The 17,740-nt window shown below is 64.4% G+C and carries 15 protein-coding genes; 5 read left to right on the top strand and 10 right to left on the bottom strand.

Annotated elements, in window-relative coordinates:
* Nucleotides 1–10 precede the first annotated feature (10 nt).
* Complete coding sequence (locus Q0949_RS19145; protein ID WP_299376244.1) at nt 11–682, bottom strand: tetratricopeptide repeat protein; 672 nt, start codon at nt 680–682, stop codon at nt 11–13.
* Between the two features lie 251 nt (nt 683–933).
* Between Q0949_RS19145 and Q0949_RS19140 the strand changes: the two genes are divergently transcribed.
* Both Q0949_RS19140 and Q0949_RS19135 read left to right on the top strand, forming a co-directional pair.
* On the top strand, nt 934–2,244 hold the full coding sequence (locus Q0949_RS19140) for an efflux RND transporter periplasmic adaptor subunit (RefSeq protein ID WP_299376241.1): 1,311 nt from the start codon (nt 934–936) through the stop codon (nt 2,242–2,244).
* A complete protein-coding gene (locus tag Q0949_RS19135) occupies nt 2,241–6,131 on the top strand; it encodes an efflux RND transporter permease subunit (RefSeq protein WP_299376238.1) in 3,891 nt (1,296 codons plus the stop codon). The genes Q0949_RS19140 and Q0949_RS19135 overlap by 4 nt, the downstream gene beginning before the upstream one ends.
* Before the next feature lie 34 nt (nt 6,132–6,165).
* Here Q0949_RS19135 and Q0949_RS19130 read toward each other — a convergent pair whose 3' ends face one another.
* Nucleotides 6,166–8,019, bottom strand: a complete 1,854-nt coding sequence (locus tag Q0949_RS19130; protein ID WP_299376235.1) for an ABC transporter ATP-binding protein/permease — start codon at nt 8,017–8,019, stop codon at nt 6,166–6,168.
* A gap of 68 nt (nt 8,020–8,087) precedes the next feature.
* Nucleotides 8,088–9,593 carry a LysM peptidoglycan-binding domain-containing protein gene (locus Q0949_RS19125; protein ID WP_299376232.1) on the bottom strand — a complete coding sequence of 502 codons (1,506 nt, stop codon included), beginning with the start codon at nt 9,591–9,593 and terminating at the stop codon, nt 8,088–8,090.
* 127 nt (nt 9,594–9,720) lie between these two features.
* On the opposite strand from Q0949_RS19125, the gene Q0949_RS19120 reads away from it, so the two are divergent.
* Entirely contained in the window at nt 9,721–10,260 is a 540-nt protein-coding gene (locus Q0949_RS19120) for a TIGR00730 family Rossman fold protein (protein ID WP_299376229.1), read from the top strand.
* Nucleotides 10,261–10,322: 62 nt separating this feature from the next.
* On the opposite strand, the gene Q0949_RS19115 is transcribed toward Q0949_RS19120, so the two are convergent.
* The 6 genes from Q0949_RS19115 to Q0949_RS19090 form a co-directional block, all read right to left on the bottom strand.
* A complete protein-coding gene (locus tag Q0949_RS19115) occupies nt 10,323–10,922 on the bottom strand; it encodes a superoxide dismutase (protein WP_299376228.1) in 600 nt (199 codons plus the stop codon).
* Between the two features lie 92 nt (nt 10,923–11,014).
* On the bottom strand, nt 11,015–11,422 hold the full coding sequence (locus tag Q0949_RS19110; protein WP_299376226.1) for a hypothetical protein: 408 nt from the start codon (nt 11,420–11,422) through the stop codon (nt 11,015–11,017).
* A gap of 75 nt (nt 11,423–11,497) precedes the next feature.
* Entirely contained in the window at nt 11,498–12,070 is a 573-nt protein-coding gene (locus Q0949_RS19105; RefSeq protein WP_299376223.1) for a sarcosine oxidase subunit gamma family protein, read from the bottom strand.
* Complete coding sequence (locus Q0949_RS19100; RefSeq protein WP_299376220.1) at nt 12,063–15,077, bottom strand: sarcosine oxidase subunit alpha family protein; 3,015 nt, start codon at nt 15,075–15,077, stop codon at nt 12,063–12,065. Before Q0949_RS19100 ends, Q0949_RS19105 begins: the two co-directional genes overlap by 8 nt.
* A gap of 49 nt (nt 15,078–15,126) precedes the next feature.
* Nucleotides 15,127–15,456, bottom strand: coding sequence for a sarcosine oxidase subunit delta (locus Q0949_RS19095; RefSeq protein WP_299376217.1), 330 nt, complete (start codon nt 15,454–15,456; stop codon nt 15,127–15,129).
* 90 nt (nt 15,457–15,546) lie between these two features.
* The gene (locus Q0949_RS19090; RefSeq protein WP_299376214.1) at nt 15,547–15,744 is read right to left on the bottom strand and encodes a hypothetical protein; all 198 of its coding nucleotides are present in this window, start codon (nt 15,742–15,744) and stop codon (nt 15,547–15,549) included.
* A 200-nt stretch (nt 15,745–15,944) separates the two neighbouring features.
* Here Q0949_RS19090 and Q0949_RS19085 point away from each other — a divergent pair, with 200 nt between their 5' ends.
* Together Q0949_RS19085 and Q0949_RS19080 are read left to right on the top strand one after the other, a co-directional pair.
* Nucleotides 15,945–16,127 carry a hypothetical protein gene (locus tag Q0949_RS19085; RefSeq protein ID WP_299144803.1) on the top strand — a complete coding sequence of 61 codons (183 nt, stop codon included), beginning with the start codon at nt 15,945–15,947 and terminating at the stop codon, nt 16,125–16,127.
* Complete coding sequence (locus Q0949_RS19080; RefSeq protein ID WP_299376212.1) at nt 16,128–16,301, top strand: hypothetical protein; 174 nt, start codon at nt 16,128–16,130, stop codon at nt 16,299–16,301. It abuts the gene before it with no gap.
* 17 nt (nt 16,302–16,318) lie between these two features.
* Here Q0949_RS19080 and Q0949_RS19075 read toward each other — a convergent pair whose 3' ends face one another.
* Complete coding sequence (locus Q0949_RS19075; protein ID WP_299376209.1) at nt 16,319–17,563, bottom strand: sarcosine oxidase subunit beta family protein; 1,245 nt, start codon at nt 17,561–17,563, stop codon at nt 16,319–16,321.
* Between the last annotated feature and the right edge of the window lie 177 nt (nt 17,564–17,740).

The following is a 17,740-nucleotide window of genomic DNA, read 5'->3' as shown; positions in this document are numbered from 1 at the left end:
GGTGCAGCCCTCATTCTTCGGCGGTCTCTGTGGCCTCTGGCACGCCGCCCAGCGCCACCATTGCCTGTAGGGCGCGACGTTGCAAGCCCGGGGTCGCCTCGGCGTCGTCCTGGATCATGTTGAACCGCGCAATTGCGGCGTCGGTGTTGCCGTCTTCGATGTCCAGCAGGGCCAGCTGTTCCTCGGCCAGAAGGCGCAGGCGCACGCCCGGCACGGCCAGCGCCTCGAACCCGGCGCGCCGGGTGGCGCTGTCCTGGGTGTCGGCGTCCAGCATCAGCGCCTTGAATGTGGCGACCTGGCGGTAGATCAGCGGCACATCGGCATTGCCCGCCACGGTCTGCAATGTCTGCGCCGCGGCCTCTGCGTCACCCGCATCGGCCTGCGCCCCTGCGGTCAGAAAGGCCAGAACAGCGGCACCTTCGGACGATTCTGCCGTCACACCGGCCAGTGCGTCGGCCCGCGCGGCCTGATCATCCTGCGCCAGCGCGCCCAGCATCGCATCGCCCAGCGCCTGTGCGCGCGCGGCCTCCTGCGCATTGCGGTATTCGTTGTAGCCTGCCGCGCCCACGACGCCCACGATCACAAGGGCTGCGATCCAGCCATAGCGCTTGAGATAGCCATAGAGCCGATCGCGGCGCACCTCTTCGGTGACCTCATCGATAAAGCTGTCGGTGTTGCTCACGCCCCGTGCTCCCCTGGAAATTGCGGCAGGTTTCACCCGCCTCACCCTTGTTTTCGCGCTTGTCTTATCCTGCCAAAGCGGCCAAGCCAAGGCCCGCCGCACAGGCCCCTGCCTGCGTCAATTGGGCGTCATTGCGAAAAAGTCTCAAAAAATGTAATCTGAACTGGTTAGTTTAGACGTAAGGCTTCCTATATACACCCGAACGCCAACCAGTGCGTGTGATAAAGAAGTCCATCAAGGAAGAATAAGAGATGCGGTTTGTATCGTTGATTTTGGCCATTGTCTTCGCGGTTGCGTTGGGCATGTGGGTACTGCAGCGGGATATGGTGAATGCCTTTCTGGCGGACTTGTCCGGCCCACCCGCGACGGAACAGACCGACACGGACACACAAGCGGCAGCCGAGGCCGAAGACCCCGCAGAGGATGCGTTCGAGGATCCGGACGCCCTGATCCGCGTGCTGGCGCGCAAGAGCCAGGCCCAGCAGGTGGACAGCGCCGTGATCCTGCGCGGCCAGACGCAAGCGATGCGGCAAGTCGATGTGCGGGCAGAGACATCTTCGACCGTGGTGTCCGCGCCGCTGCGCAAGGGCGCGTTTATCGAAACCGGTCAGTTGCTCTGCGAACTGGATCCCGGCACACGCAACTCGGCCCTCGCAGAGGCGCGCGCGAACCTGGCCGAAGCCATCGCGGGCAAATCCGAATCCCAAAGCCGCGTGCCCGAAGCGCAGGCCCGCGTGATCGAGGCGCAGGCCCGCATCGACGAGGCCCTCGTCAACCAGAACGCCGCCCGCCGCCTGAGCGAGGGCGGTTTTGCCGCGGAAACACGGGTCAAGAACGCCGATGCTGCTGTCGCCGCCGCCGAGGCGTCGCTGGAAGCGGCCCGCGCTAGTGTCTCTGCGGCGACGGCCGGTCTGCAATCTGCGGATGCCCGTATCGAAAGTGCCACGGCCTCGATTGCGACGGCGGAAAAGGAGCTGGAGCGGCTCCAGATCCGCGCGCCTTTCGGGGGCACGCTGGAAAGCGACACCGCCGAGCTGGGCAGCCTGCTGCAACCCGGATCGCTCTGCGCGACGGTGATCCAGCTGAACCCGATCAAGCTGGTGGCCTTTGTGCCCGAAACTGAGGTGAACCGCGTGTCGGTGGGTGCCATGGCACAGGCACGGCTTGCCGCCGGGGACCAGACCGTGTCGGGCACCGTCGATTTCCTCAGCCGTTCGGCCGATCCCACCACCCGCACCTTCCGGGTCGAACTGGAAGTGCCCAATGACGATCTGGCGATCCGCGACGGCCAGACCGCCGAGATCCTGATTTCGTCGGCGGGCGCACAGGCGCACCTGTTGCCGCCCTCGGCCCTGACCCTGAACGAAGAAGGCCGCCTTGGCCTGCGCATCCTCACCGAGGACAGCATCGTGGAATTTGCGCCTGTGACGGTGCTGCGTGACACGACGCAGGGCGTGTGGCTGACCGGCCTGCCCGATCAGGTCGATGTGATCGTTGTCGGACAGGAATACGTCACCGCGGGCGTCAAGGTCGCCCCAACCTTTCAGGAGCAAACCCAATGACCGGTATCGTCGACTGGGCCGCGTCGCGCGCGCGGATGGTTCTGGCCTTTATCGTACTGTCCCTGACCGTGGGCACGGTGGCCTATATCAGCCTGCCCAAGGAGGGTGAGCCGGACATCGAGATCCCCACGCTGATCATCTCGCTGCCCTTCCCCGGCATCTCGGCGGCGGACAGCGAAACGCTTCTGGTCAAACCGATGGAGACGGAGCTGGCCGATCTCGACGGGCTCAACAAGATGACGGCCACCGCCGCCGAAGGCTATGCCAACGTGGTGCTGGAGTTCGAATTCGGCTGGAACAAGACGCAAGTCATGGCCGATGTGCGCGACGCGATGGACAGCGCACAGGCGAATTTCCCTGCGGGGTTTGAACAATACACGCTGGACGAATTCAACTTTTCCGAATTCCCGATCATCATCGTCAACCTGACCGGCCCGGTGCCCGAACGCACGATCACCCGCGTGGCCAAGGACTTGCAGGACAACCTCGAGGCGCTGGACGCCGTGCTCGAGGCCAGCATCGTCGGCAGCCGCGACGAGATGGTCGAAGTGATCATCGATCCGCTTCGGCTCGAGGCCTACAACGTCACTGCGGGCGAGCTGATCACCGTGGTGCAGAACAACAACCAGCTGATCGCCGCCGGTGAGATCGAAACCGAACAAGGGGCCTTTGCGGTCAAGATCCCCTCGTCCTTTGACGAGGTACAGGACATCTACAACTTGCCGGTCAAGACAAATGGCGACCGGGTGATCACGCTGGGCGATCTGGCCCAGATCAACCTCACCTTCGAAGACCGCCTTTCCACCGCCCGTTTCAACGGCGAGGACACGGTGGCGCTCCAGGTGGTCAAGCGAAAAGGGTTCAACCTCATCGACACCGCCACACTGGTCAAGGAACTGGTGGCGGAGAAGGCGGACGAGTGGCCCGAAGGGTTGCAGGCGGCGGTGAATGTCGGCACCTCGAACGACCAAAGCCGCGAAGTCGCCTCCATGGTGGGCCAGCTCGAAGGGTCGGTCCTGACCGCCATCGCGCTGGTGATGTTGGTGTCGCTGACCTTCCTCGGGCCGCGTGCGTCGGCGCTGGTGGGCTTTGCGATCCCGACGTCGTTCCTGCTGTGTTTCGTGCTGCTGGCGATCATGGGCATCTCGATTTCCAACATTGTGATGTTCGGCCTGATCCTGTCGGTGGGCATGCTCGTCGACGGGGCCATCGTCGTGGTGGAATACGCCGACAAGCGGCAACAGGCGGGCGTCGGCCCGATGCAGTCCTATGTCGAGGCGGCCAAGCGCATGTTCTGGCCGGTCGTATCCTCGACCGCCACGACACTCTGTGCCTTCCTGCCGATGCTGTTCTGGCCCGGCGTGCCGGGTGAGTTCATGGGCATGCTGCCCGTTACCCTGATCTTTGTTCTGTCGGCATCGCTGATCGTGGCGCTGATCTACCTGCCCGTAATGGGCGGGGTGCTTGGGCGCGTTATCGGCGGCATCGGTAAGCAAGCCACGCGGATCGCGCGGCTGCCGTTCCTGGCGCATCTGTTACTGGTGCCGGTGTCGGTGCTGCTGATGGCAAGCCTGATTGCCATGGCCCCATTGCAGGCCGGTGTCACAGCCGCCTTTGCCCAGATGGATCAGCAAGACATCTGGGGGTCTGTCCTGCCCACCTTCCTGTCCGTATTCGGCCGCGCCATCGGCATGCTGGCACTGGTCGGCCTCGCCCTGACGGGCGCATTCCTGTTGATATTTGCCGTCCTGGCCATGTTCGTACGCTTTGGCCTGGCCGCCGGCTGGATCAACCGCAAGGTCTTCGGTCAGCGTCAGCGCAAGGTGCACGCCGGCTACCAGCGGTCGTTCTTTGGCTATGTGATCCAGGGCATTGTCGGTAACCCTATCATGCCGCTGGTGATGGTGGGGGCCGTGTTCGTCTTTGTCGGCACGACGCTCATCTTCTTCATCAACAACAACCGTGGTGTCGAATTCTTTGTCGAGACCGAACCGGAACAGGCGCTGGTCTATGTGCTGGCGCGGGGCAACCTGTCGCTTGATGAAAAGGACGCGATCCTGGCGCAGGCCGAGGACATCGTGAACGATCATCCCGGCATCAAGAGCGCCTTTGCCTTTGCTGGTGCCGGTGGGCTGAACTCCAACACCGGGGGGGCCGCGTCGCCGCGCGACACGATCGGGCAGATCCAGCTTGAAACCATCCCGTGGGAGGACCGGCCCAACACCGAAGAGGCGTGGTTCACGATCCCGGTCATCAACTACACCGTCATGCGCGAGATCAAGGATCACGCCTTTGACGGCAAGGTGGTTCTGGACGAGTTGACGGATCAGCTGTCGGAGATCCCCGGCGTGCGCGCCGAGGTGCTGGAACTGGCGCAGGGCCCTGCCTCGGCCAAGCCCGTGCACCTGCGCATCAAGGGCGACAACTGGCAGGACCTGATCGCCGCGGCCTCCGCCGCCCGTCAGCAATTCGACGCGACCCCCGGCCTTGTCCGGATCGAGGACACGCGCCCCCTGCCCGGCATCGACTGGCAGATCGACGTGGATGTCGAAAAGGCCGGGCGCTATGGCGCGGATGTGGCCACCGTCGGGGCAATGGTCCAGCTGGTGACGCGCGGGCTGCTTCTGGACACGATGCGCGTCGACACCTCGGACGAAGAGATCGAGATCCGCGTGCGCCTGCCCGAAGAAGACCGCGTGTTGTCGACGCTCGACACGCTCAAGGTGCGCACCGGCGACGGGCTGGTGCCGCTGGCGAACTTCATCACCCGGACGCCCGTGGCCGAACTGGCCCAGATCAACCGCATCGGGCAAAAGCGGTATTTTGACGTCAAGGCGGATGTCTATGACGGGCTGCAAAAGCTCGTACGCACCGTTTCCGTGGACGGAACAGAGGTCGAGACCATCGCGGCCACCCTGCGCCCCTCTGCGGCGGGCAGCGTGACCGACGAGGAGGGCACCACCTATGCGGTGCTCGCGCGCGGTGATGTCGATGCGTCGCTGGACTTGCAGGCCGCCTTGGATGCGGGCGATCTGCGCATGGCCCCGGTCAACCCGAATGAGCGGATTGCAGAACTGACCAAGTGGCTGGACGACAGCCCCTTTGCGGTCGGTCTGGAATGGGAATGGACGGGCGATCAGGAGGATCAGGCGGAATCCGGTGCCTTCCTCGGTCAGGCGTTCCTGGGCGCGCTTGGGCTGATGTTCATCATCCTGCTGGCGCAGTTCAACTCGGTCTATAACGCGCTTCTGGTGCTGGGGGCCGTGGTCCTGTCCACCGCCGGGGTGCTGATCGGGATGCTGGTCATGGATCAGGCGTTTTCGATCATCATGACGGGGACGGGCATCGTGGCCCTTGCCGGGATCGTGGTGAACAACAACATCGTTCTGATCGACACCTACCAGGAATACGAACGCTATATGCCGCGGATCGAGGCGATCATTCGCACGGCACAGGACCGGATCCGTCCCGTCCTGCTGACCACGATCACCACGATGGCGGGTCTGGCGCCGATGATGTTCGGGCTCAGCCTCGATTTCGGCGACGGCGGCTATACCGTCGACAGCCCCACCGCCCTCTGGTGGAAACAGCTGGCCACGGCGGTGGTCTTTGGCTTGGGCATTGCCACCGTGCTGACACTGATGGTGACGCCGTCGATGCTGGCGATGCGGGTGTGGATCGTGACCTATGCACAGTGGCTCAGCCAGCTTTTGGCGAAACTGTCGCTGGGCCGGGCCAGTGCCGCGTCGCGCGACTGGTCGCTGGCGCGCCAGACCGGCAAGCTGAAGTCGCAGGAACTGATCTGGGATTTCGACGACGACCCGGTTGTGGAAACCGCACAGCGCGAGCTGCCCTTCCCTGGCGCACCGCTCAAGGCGGCGGAATAAACGAACAGGGGCGGGTACGCCCGCCCCGTTCTGCCTAGGCCTCGTCGGCCTGCTGGCGCTGCCACAGCTGGGCATAGCGCCCTTCGGCCGCCAGCAACTCGTCATGGGTGCCGGTTTCGACGATCACACCCTGCTCCAGCACCACGATCCGGTCGGCCTCTGCAATCGTGCTCAGACGGTGCGCGATGGTCAGAACCGTACGCCCCTGCCCGGCCGCATTCAGCGCCTCCTTGATGTCCTGCTCCGTCTCGGTGTCCAGCGCGCTTGTCGCCTCGTCCAGCAGCAGGATGGGCGGGTTCTTGAGCAGGGTGCGTGCGATGCCCACCCGCTGCTTTTCCCCGCCAGAGAGCTTGAGCCCCCGTTCGCCCACCGCCGTGTCGTAGCCCTGCGGCAGCGCCATGATAAAGTCGTGGATCTGCGCCGCCCTTGCCGCCGCCTCGATATCGGCGCGGGTGGCGTTGTCGCGCCCATAGGCGATGTTGTAGCGGATCGTGTCGTTGAACAGCACCGTGTCCTGCGGCACCACGCCGATGGCGGCGTGCAGGCTTTCCTGTGTGACGTCACGCACGTCCTGCCCGTCGATGCGCAACGCGCCGCCGCCCACGTCATAGAACCGGAACAAGAGCCGCCCGATGGTCGACTTGCCCGACCCGGTCGAGCCGACAATGGCCACCTGCTGGCCAGGCTCGGCCACCACCGACACGCCCTTGAGGATGGGCCGCGCCGGGTCATAGCCAAAGTGCACGTCATCCAGTTCGATCCGACCGCCCTTTACGTCGAGGGGCTTGGCGTCGGGTGCGTCCTTAACCTCTGCCGGTTGTTCCAGCAGATCGAACATCTCGCCCATGTCCACAAGGGCCTGCCGGATCTCGCGATAGACGGTGCCGAGAAAGTTCAGCGGCATGGTGATCTGGATCATGTAGGCGTTGACCATTACGAAATCGCCCACGGTCAGCGTGCCGTTCTGCACGCCCACGGCGGCCAGCACCATGACGCCCACCAGACCGGCGGTGATGATCACCGACTGGCCAAAGTTCAGGAAGGCCAGCGAATAGCTGGTCTTGAGCGCCGCCGCCTCGTAGCCTTCCATCGCCGCGTCATAACGCGACGCCTCCCGACGCTCGGCACCGAAATACTTGACCGTCTCAAAGTTCAGAAGGCTGTCGATGGCCTTCTGGTTGGCGTCGGTATCCTGATCATTCATCACCTTGCGCAGTTTGACCCGCCATTCGGTCACCGCAAAGGTGAACCAGACATAGAGCCCGATGGTGACCGACACGATCAGCAGGTACCAGGCGTCAAACAGGATCGTCAGCACGATCCCGATCAGCAGCAGTTCGAGGATCAGCGGCCCGATGGAAAACAGCAGGAACCGCAGCAGGAATTCGACCCCCTTGACCCCGCGCTCGATGATCCGGCTGAGGCCGCCGGTCTTGCGCGTGATGTGATAGCGCATCGACAGGCGGTGGATGTGCTCAAACGTCTCCAGCGCCAGCATCCGCAGCGCCCGCTGCGCCACCTTGGCAAAGATCGCATCGCGCAGCTGTTGAAAGCCCACATTCATCAGGCGCGCCATGCCATAGGCGATGGTCAGCCCGATGGCCCCCAGCGCCAGCGCGGAGACCCCGTCGCCTGCCAGCACGTCGACCGCATCGCGGTAGATGATGGGGGTATAGACCGACACGGCCTTGGACAGGATCAGCGCCAGAAGCGCCAGGATGACCCGTTTCTTGACCCATGGTTTGTCCTCGGGCCACAGGTAGGGCGCGACCTTGCGGACTGTGCGCCAGCCTGACGCCCGCTCTGCCTCGCTGCTGATGTGGCCCGGATCTGGTTGTGGCGTGCCTGGGTCGGCGGGTTTGGCCGCCGCCGTGGTGTCAGATGGCATGAATGAACGTCCCCAAAAGTCAGAGCGTTCTACTTAGGCCAGCAATGCGCCGGTTGCCAGTGCCCGCCTCAATTCGGCAGGGCAAAGACCTGGCCGGGAAAGATCAGATCGGGATTGCGGATGCGTTCCTGATTGGCCTCGAACACCTGCACGAAAAGCCGCCCCTCGCCATAGCGTTCGCGCGCGATGCCCCACAGGGTGTTGCCGGTCTGGACGGTGATCTGGGTGGCGGGTGCGTCCGGATCGTCGATCGCGGCCAGCACCTCGGGGTCCTCGCGACGGAAAGGCGTTTCCACGCGGCTTGTCACCTCGCCCTCCTGGTTCAGCTCGTCCACGCGCAGGGTGTAGGTGCCGGTGTCGATGTCAGGCAGATCGCCGCGCCAGCCGCCATCCTCGGCCACGCTCAGGTCCGCAACGGGGCGGTTGTCCACATAGACGCGCACCACCTCGGCCTCGGATTGTGCCCGGCCTGCCAGTTGGACCTCGCCCTCGTTGGAATAGCTGATGGTGTCCAGTTCGATATTGTCCAGCGCCTCGGGGCGCGCATTGCTGAGCACCTGCACGCCTTCGGCGGTGGATTTCAGGACCGTCACCGGCGCAGGCAGCTCGGCCTCTTGCGTGTCGGGGGCGTCCACGGCGGCGACGGTTTCCTGGGCCGAAGGGGCGGGTACCTGTTCGGCGACAACGGCGGGTGCCGGGTCTGCGGGTTCGGCCACGGGCGCCACCTCCGCGACCTCTGCGGTGTCCTCGACGGGCGCGGGCGTAATGTCGACCACCGGTTGTGTATCTTCGGTCACGGCGGCGATGTCGTCAGAGACAACCGGGGCCACGACGGGGGCTTCGGTCGCTTCGGCGGTCTCGGTTGCGGGGGTTTCGGTCACCGGAGCCTCGGGCTGCGCCGTAGCCTGCGGTTGCAGGACGCTGGGCGCGGGGGTGTCGTCAATCTCGGGCAGGCTGGCGATTTCCACGTCAACTTGCGGCGCGGGGGCGGCCTCGACCACATCGGAGTCAGAGACCGGCTCGACCGGATCCGCAGCCGCCACCTCCGCTTCGGGGGCCGCTTCCGCTTCGGGGGCCGTCTCGGCCACAACGACGGGCGCCGGTGTCGCTTGGGGGGCGAGGATCACCTCGTCATCGGACGCAATCTCATCGATGCCGACGCGCTGCACCACGGTCAGCACCTGCGCCTTTGCGCTGGGCGGCAGGATGGTGATCGCGGCAAAGCTGCCGCCGGGATCGGTCGTCACGGATGTGTTCTTGGCCCCGTCCAGCAACACGGACACTTCGCTGCCCGGTGCCGCGCGGCCTGCGATAATGGTCAGCCCGTCGGGTTCCAGCCGCACCTCGTCGATGGAAGGCGGCGCGGCCTCGGCCACTTCGGGTTCGGGTGCCGCCGCTTCAACCTCTGGCGTCGGCTCTGGCGTCAGCGCCGCCTCGACCACCGGCGCCTTGGCCACCGGGCCTGTGTCTTGCGAACTGATATAGACGCCCGCGCCAACAGCGACGGCAACCACCGCGCCCCCGACGGCCATCACGCCCGCATTCGTTCCAAAAAGTGCCGTCAACTTCGACATTTGCAGCCTTTCCGCGCCCCAAAACAGCCCGCTTTCGTTGCGCTTGCATAGCAGGGCGCATAACAACGGTCAAAACACTGCTGTCACAAAGCCTTCACTTTCACGCGCTCATACAGGAACTGTTGCCATGGCCCCACTGTCTGTCTGTGTCTTTTGCGGGTCGCGCACCGGTGTTGACCCCTCCTATGAGACTGATGCGCTGGCCCTTGGGCGCGGGATTGCGGGCCGCGGTTGGCGGCTGGTTTACGGGGCCGGGGATGTGGGCCTGATGGGTGCCGTGGCACGGGCCACGCAAGCCGCAGGCGGGGATACGTTCGGTGTCATCCCCAAACATCTGGTCGACTGGGAAGTCGGCAAGACCGACCTGACCCGGTACGTGGTCACCGAAACCATGCACGAGCGCAAGAAGGTCATGTTCATGAACTGCGATGCGGTTGTGCTGTTGCCCGGCGGCGCGGGATCGCTGGACGAGATTTTCGAGGTCCTGACCTGGCGGCAGCTGGGCCTGCATGACAAGCCGGTCGTGGTGATCAACATCAACGGCTACTGGGATCCGCTGCTGGCCTTGATGCAGCACGTGGTCGATCAGGGATTTGCCGATGCGTCGCTGCTGGAATATTTCACCGTTGCCGAGACGGCGGATCAGGCGCTGGATCTTCTGGTATGAAAAAGGTCTGTCCCCGCGGGGACAGACCTCATGTCATTTGAAATCAGGATGTTAGCAGCTGCTCACATGCGGCTGGCGACGTTTTCCCAATTGACCAGGTTGTCGAGGAAGTTGGTCAGGTAGGCGGGACGCTTGTTGCGGAAATCGATGTAGTAGGAGTGTTCCCACACATCACAGCCCAGCAGCGCGGTTTGACCAAAGCAGAGCGGGTTCACGCCGTTTTCAGTCTTGGTCACCTTGAGGCTGCCGTCGCTGTCCTTGACCAGCCACGCCCAGCCGGAGCCGAACTGACCGGCCCCTGCGGCAGAAAACGCGTCCTTGAACTTGTCGACCGACCCAAAGCTTTCGGTCAGTGCCTTTTCCAGCTCGCCGGGCATGCCCGCGTCGCCGGGGCCCATCATTTCCCAGAACTGGTTGTGGTTCCACAGCTGGCTGATGTTGTTGAAGATGCCGTTCTGCGCCACAGCGTTTGCATCATAGGTGCCCACGATGATCTCTTCGAGGGATTTGCCCGCCCATTCGGTGCCCTCGATCGCCTTGTTGCCGTTGGTGACATAGGCGTTGTGATGCAGGTCGTGGTGGTATTCCAGCGTTTCTGCGGACATGCCCTTGGACGCCAGTGCATCGTGGGCATAGGGAAGATCGGGAAGTTCAAAAGCCATGTGTGGGCCCCCTTCGGTTCGTATTACATGCGTGTGACTGACAGATTGTGCGGATCACGGCAAGATCAAGCGCGATCTGCGCAAAACGCGGCCTAGCTGCGCGGCAGCACGCCTTGCTGGCAGGTGCCGTTGCCGTTGAACGAATTGGTGACCCCCGGCATGGATCCGCGCACCACCACGGTATTCTTGACCGTATCCAGTTCGATCCGGTAGCCGATGCGCGCAGGGCGCGGACGTGCGGGGATGTTGTTCACACGGTAGGTGAACCGGTATTTGCCATTGCCGCGATCCTTGATCTTGGCCTGGATCGGCGCGCCGTGGACCTCGTTGATATAGATGTCAAAGACCGCACCGGTAGCAGCGCCCGGTTCGAATTGCAGGGCAAGCACGGGCGAGATGAACCCGTTGCCGGTGTCGCGCACCTGACAGACATAGTCGAGGGCCAGCGCAGGTGTCGACAGGGCTGCGAGGGCGGCCAGAGTTGCAAATGACTTTTTCATGGAATTCCCTTTTGACGCGTACCTGACACTATTTAGCATCAGCGCTCGGAAACCCAAGGGCGGCAGCCGCGGTTTCTACTGGAAAACCGAGACGCCGCTGCCTTTTTGTGCGGCCACTTTCAGGAGGTCGAACATGTATTGCGCCTGGCTGCGGAAACACACGATCTGAAAGCTGTCGGTGTCGGGCATCCAGAAGGCCGCGGGCACCTGCGCCATGCGCGTACGGCGGAACATGCCGGGCGCAAAGGCGTCCGGGTGCAGGTCGACGGGCGCGAGCTTGGCCATGACCTCGCGGGCGGCGGGGCCTGCGACGCGGAAGGATGCGCGGGCGTCCGACACGTCGGCCACCAGTGCGTGGACACCCGCCAGCGTGTCGTTCATCTGCGCGACCGTTTCGGCCACGGTGTCATAGGGGCACAGGATCAACAGCTCGTCAGGCGACATCCAGCAGACGCCACTGTCCCCCACCACGGCGGCGGTGCCGGGTTTGGGCACGGCCACGCCAGCGGCGGCCTTGACAGCCTTGGCCACCGGTTTGGAGGCCAGATCGCCGCGCAGGGTGATCATGCCCTGCAAAGCGACTTCGGTGATGGTAGCGATCCCGTCGCGGGCTTCGGCCCCGTTCAGGGCGGTCACGGCATTAGACATTCTGCTTCTCCCCGTCCGGGTCATAGAATACCGGGCTGACGATCCGGGCCTTGTAGACGGTGCCGTCAGTGCCCGGGAAATCGATCACCTCGCCCATGCGGTCCGGCCCGTGCAGCACGAGGCCCATGGCGATGCCCTTGTTCAGGTTGGGCGAATGGTAGCTGGAGGTCACCCGTCCCTGCATGTTGCGCTGGCCGTTGGCGTTGGTGCCTTGGGCCACGGCATAGGCGCCATCGGGCAGCGTCGATCCGTCCAGCGTCTCGAGCCCCACGAGTTTCCAGCGTTCGGGATCGGCCATGTGGCTGCGCAGATGCGCGCGCTTGCCCAGATAATCGTCCTTTTTCTTGGACAGCGCCCAGTGCAGGCCCAGATCCTGCGGGATCACCGTGCCATCGGTTTCGTCACCGATCATGATGAACCCTTTTTCCGCGCGCAGGATGTGCAGCGCTTCGGTCCCGTAGGGCATGACGCCCAGATCGGCCCCGACCGCCATTAGCGCATCCCAGAACGCCTGCCCTTCGCTGGCGCGCACGGCGATCTCATAGCTCAGCTCGCCCGAGAAGGAGATCCGGTAGGCGCGCACGTCGAACCCGCCAAGCGTGCCATCGGCCCATTCCATGAAACCCAGCCCCTCGCGGGACACATCCATGCCGCCCAGCGCCTCGAGCGCCTTGCGGGCATTAGGGCCGACCACGGCCACCTGGGCATATTGTTCTGTGACATTGGCCACATAGACCTGCCAGTCCCACCATTCGGTTTGCAGCCATTCTTCCATATGGCCGTGGATCCGTTCGGCACCGCCGGTGGTGGTGTGGCACAGGAATGTCTGGTCATCGATGCGCGCGACGACGCCGTCGTCGATCAGGAACCCGTTTTCGTCGCACATCAGCCCGTAGCGGCATTTGCCGGGTTTCAGCGTGCTCATCATGTTGGTGTAAAGCATGTCCAGAAACTTGCCCGCGTCCGGCCCCTTGACCACCAGCTTGCCCAGCGTGGAGGCATCGAGCAGCCCGAGGTTTTCGCGCACATTGCGGGTTTCGCGCATCACCGCGTCATGGGTGCTCTCGCCGGCGCGTACATAGGCGTATGGTCGCCGCCACTGGCCCACCGGTTCCCAGTCAGCGCCGTTCTGGTCGTGCCAGTTGTGCATGGGCGTGCGGCGGATCGGCTGGAACACGTCGCCGCGCGCCTCGCCACCGATGGCCCCCATGGAGATCGGTGTATAGGGCGGGCGGAACGTGGTCGTGCCGGTCTGCGGGATCGGCTGGTTCAGCGCGTCCGACAGGATCGCGAGGCCATTGATATTGCTCAGCTTGCCCTGATCCGTGGCCATGCCCAGCGTGGTGTAGCGCTTGGCGTGTTCGACGGATTCGAACCCTTCCTGCGCGGCCAGTTGCACGTCCGACACCTTCACGTCGTTCTGGTAGTCGAGCCACGCCTTGGAGCGGAGCGCGCGCGACGCGCCCTGGGGCATCAGCCAGACGGGCAGCATCGGGGCCTCTTCGATGCTGTCGCCTGCGGGGGCTGCGGATTTGGCGGGGGTGTGGCCCGTGCGCCGTGCTGCCCCCTGCCCCATCGCGTGGGCGTCGCCCAGAATTTCGGCCAGCCCGAAGTGGCCGTTGGCCGCACCCGCAGCACTGACGAACGGCGCGCCATCGGCGCCCAGGGGGGATTTGTCCACATCCGGGCGGAACATGGCGAATTGCGTGTCCCAGACAAGTTTGCCCCCGCAATGCGACCACAGGTGCACCACGGGCGACCAGCCGCCCGACATCGCCACCGCGTCGCAGGCAATTTCTTCGAGCACCGCGCCCTCGCCCGCCTGGGCACAGACAGCGACACCGGTGACGCGCTTGCCGCCCAGCACCTTGGCCACGCCGTGGCCCATCATCACCCGGATGCCCGCGGCCTTGGCCTGCGCCATCAGGGGGCTGTCCACCGACGGCACCCGCGCGTCGAGAATGACCGGAACCGACAATCCTGCGGCGTTCAAAGCGATTGCGGTGCGATATGCGTCGTCATTGTTGGTGACCACGACCGTGCGGTCGCCCACGCTGACGCCGTAGTCGACAACGTAGTCGCGCACCGCCCCCGCCAGCATCACGCCCGGCACGTCATTGCCCGCAAAGCTGAGAGGCCGTTCGATCGCGCCCGTCGCGGTGATCGTGTGGCCTGCGCGGATGCGCCAGAGCCGGTGGCGCGGCCCGTCCAGATCCGGCGCATGGTCGGTCAGCCGTTCGTAACCCAGCACATAGCCGTGGTCGTACACGCCTGCGCCCATCATGCGTAACCGCATCGTGACATTGTCCATGTCACGCAGCGCGGACACGAGATCGTCCACTACCTTATCCACAGGCAACCCGTCCACGGTGCCGCCATCCACCGGCGCACGTCCGCCCCAATGGGCGGTCTGTTCCACAATCAGCACGCGCGCGCCGCTGTCAGCGGCGGCCTTGGCCGCGGTCAGGCCCGCGATGCCACCGCCCACGACCAGCACATCGCAATGGGCATAGAAATGTTCGTAGGTGTCGCCATCGCGGCCCTTGGGCGCCTTACCGAGGCCCGCGGCCTGCCGGATGAATGGCTCGTAGACATGTTTCCACAAGGGGCGCGGGTGGATGAACATCTTGTAGTAGAAGCCCGCGGGCATGAAACGCGACAGTTTCGCATTGATCGCGCCCACGTCGAATTCGAGGCTGGGCCAGTGGTTCTGGCTGGTGGCGGTCAGCCCGTCGAAAAGCTCGGTCGTGGTGGCGCGCTGGTTGGGTTCGAACGCGGCGTCCTGGCCGAGGTTGACCAGCGCGTTGGGCTCCTCGGGGCCTGCGGCGACGATGCCGCGCGGGCGGTGGTACTTGAAGGACCGGCCTACGAGCATCTGGTCATTGGCCAGGAGCGCCGAGGCGAGTGTGTCGCCCTCGACCCCCTTGAGGCTTTGCCCGTTGAAAGAGAACCGGACGCCAGCGTCGCGGTTCAGACGGCGGCCACCTGTGGCTAGTCTTGTGCTCATGTCAGGGCCCCCTGAACTGTGGCGCGGAATGGAGAGACGAAAGGGTGGATCACGAGAATGCCCTCCAGGACCAGCCGGGGCGCTTGGCGGAGATCGCGTCGCACAGTTCTTGCGGTGGGGCCAACGTCTGGGCGGGATAGGTGCCGAACACCTCCAACGTCATCGTGCAGCGGGCGGCGTGGAACCACTTGCCGCAGCCATAGACGTGGCGCCAGCGTTCGAAATGAACGCCCTTGGGGTTCTCGCGCATGAACAGATAGCTTTCAAAGTCGTCATCGGTCGAACCGGGGCCGAACCGTTTCAGGTGGGCTTCGCCACCGGCGTGGAATTCGGTCTCTTCGCCGGTCACGCCGCAGCAGGGGCAGGTCAGGATCAGCATGGCAACACTCCGGTCAGCGGGGCGGACACGCGAAAGGCGGGCGCCGTGAGACGCCCGCCCGATGCGGTCCGGAATGTGGATGGTGTGGTGTTATTCGGTTGGCACGACCAGGGGTTCCGTCGCAGGTGCGATGGCGTCCTGGCTGACGGTGCCGCCGTCGGGCACGCTGCTGGTGCCGACAAGGGCCAGGATCGCGATGATCGCGACAATGACGCCAAAGGCGATGAGCAGGCCGCGGCCCGACACGCCGTCACCACGGTGCAGGTTCGGGTTGGGATAGTCTGACATGGGATAGCCTCCGTTGTGTGGGCCTCCATCTGGTCAGCTGTGGCGCGGGGCGCAACGGGGCGGGCGTGTCCGTGCGAAAACGGGCTGAACCCGGCCATTTGCCGGGGTGTCATCCGGCCACGTCCCGCCGGTTTTGCGAATTTGCGTGACCGCGCCCTTACGGATGTGGCAGTGTCAACGTGAGTTGACAGGAGAGAGCCATGAGCAAGGAAATGGGCGCCGTTCTGGTCTTTGGCACGATCATCGCGATTGCGTTGATCATGTTTGTGCGCGAACAGCGCGCCGCGGCCCGGCGCAAGGCCGCCCGTGGAGGGCGCGAGATTGACGTCAGCAACCTGATCGCCTTTGGCAGTGCCGCCGGTGAAGGTAAGAAGACCCACTGAATGGAGTGGCTGGGCCTGATCGTTCTGGCATTTGCCATTGTCGGCGTGGTTCTGGCCATTCGGGAACGCCGCACCGGGCGCGGTGCGCTTGTGGAAGAAACGGCGCGTGACGCACGTCAGACCGAGGCGGACCGCGAGCGGATCCGCGTCGAGGACCACTCCATTCACAGGTGAGTGCAGCAGGGCGCGCATCAATGCGCCACCCCTGCGGCAACGCTTTCGTCGATGAACTTGCCCGCGCGGAACCGGTCGAGCGAGAATTCGTCGGTAAGCGGCGAATGCCCCTTGGCCATCAGTTCGGCCATGGCCCAGCCTGATCCGGGGATCGCCTTGAACCCGCCGGTGCCCCAGCCGCAGTTGATGAACACGCCGTCCACGGGTGTTTTGGACAGGATGGGCGAGCGGTCCCCTGTTACATCCACGATGCCGCCCCATTGGCGCAGCATCTTGAGCCGGCTGATCATGGGAAAGGTTTCGTTGAGCGCGCGCACGGTTTCCTCGATATGGTGGAAGGACCCGCGCTGGGTATAGTTATTGTAGCCGTCGGTGCCGCCGCCGATCACCATCTCGCCCTTGTCGGACTGGGACATGTAGCCGTGGACCGTGTTGGCCATGACCACGACATCCATGCAGGGTTTGATCGGCTCGGACACCAGCGCCTGAAGCGCCACGGATTCGATGGGCAGGCGGAAGCCTGCCATACCCGCCACGTCGCCTGAATGCCCGGCCACGACGATGCCCAGCTTGTCACAGTCGATGGCGCCCTTGGACGTGTCGACGCCCACGACGCGACCACCCTCACGGCGGATGCCGGTGACTTCGCATTTCTGGATGACGTCCATGCCCATGTCCGAACAGGCCCGCGCATAGCCCCAGGCCACCGCATCGTGGCGCGCCGTGCCGCCGCGTGCCTGCCAGAGGCCGCCCAGCACCGGATAGCGGGGGCCGTCGATATTGATGATCGGAACCAGTTCCTTGACCTTGTCGGGGCCGATGAATTCGGTTTTGACCCCCTGCAACGCGTTGGCGTGGGCTGTGCGCTGATAGCCGCGCACCTCGTGGTGGGTCTGGGCCAGCATGATGACGCCGCGGGGCGAGAACATGACGTTGTAGTTCAGGTCCTGGCTCATCGTCTCGTAAAGGCTGCGGGATTTTTCGTAAATCGCCGCCGACGGGTCCTGAAGGTAGTTCGAGCGGATGATCGTCGTGTTGCGGCCCGTGTTGCCGCCGCCCAGCCAGCCCTTTTCGAGGATGGCAACGTTGGTGATGCCGAAATTCTTGCCCAGATGGTAGGCGGTGGCGAGGCCATGCCCCCCTGCCCCGATGATGATCACATCGTATTTCGCCCGTGGTTCCGGCGCGCGCCAGGCCCGTTCCCAACCGGTGTGGTAACGGGCAGCTTCGCGCGCGATGGCAAAGGCAGAGTAACGTTTCATGGCGGCGCCTCCGGGCACTGGAATCGACGGGCAGCAGACTTCTGTTTAATGACCTTTGGCGCAAAGAAAAATGCCCGCGCTGGCGGCACTTTTTGACGGTTTTGCGACACCGCCCCGCCGCACGTCTGCGTGACTGCGCCGCAGTGGGCAGGCTTTGCCCTTTTGCTGATGCGTCAC

Origin of the sequence: uncultured Tateyamaria sp. (assembly GCF_947487805.1) — a bacterium.
Taxonomy (GTDB): Bacteria; Pseudomonadota; Alphaproteobacteria; order Rhodobacterales; family Rhodobacteraceae; genus Tateyamaria.
This window is presented reverse-complemented; position numbering and strand designations above follow the sequence as displayed.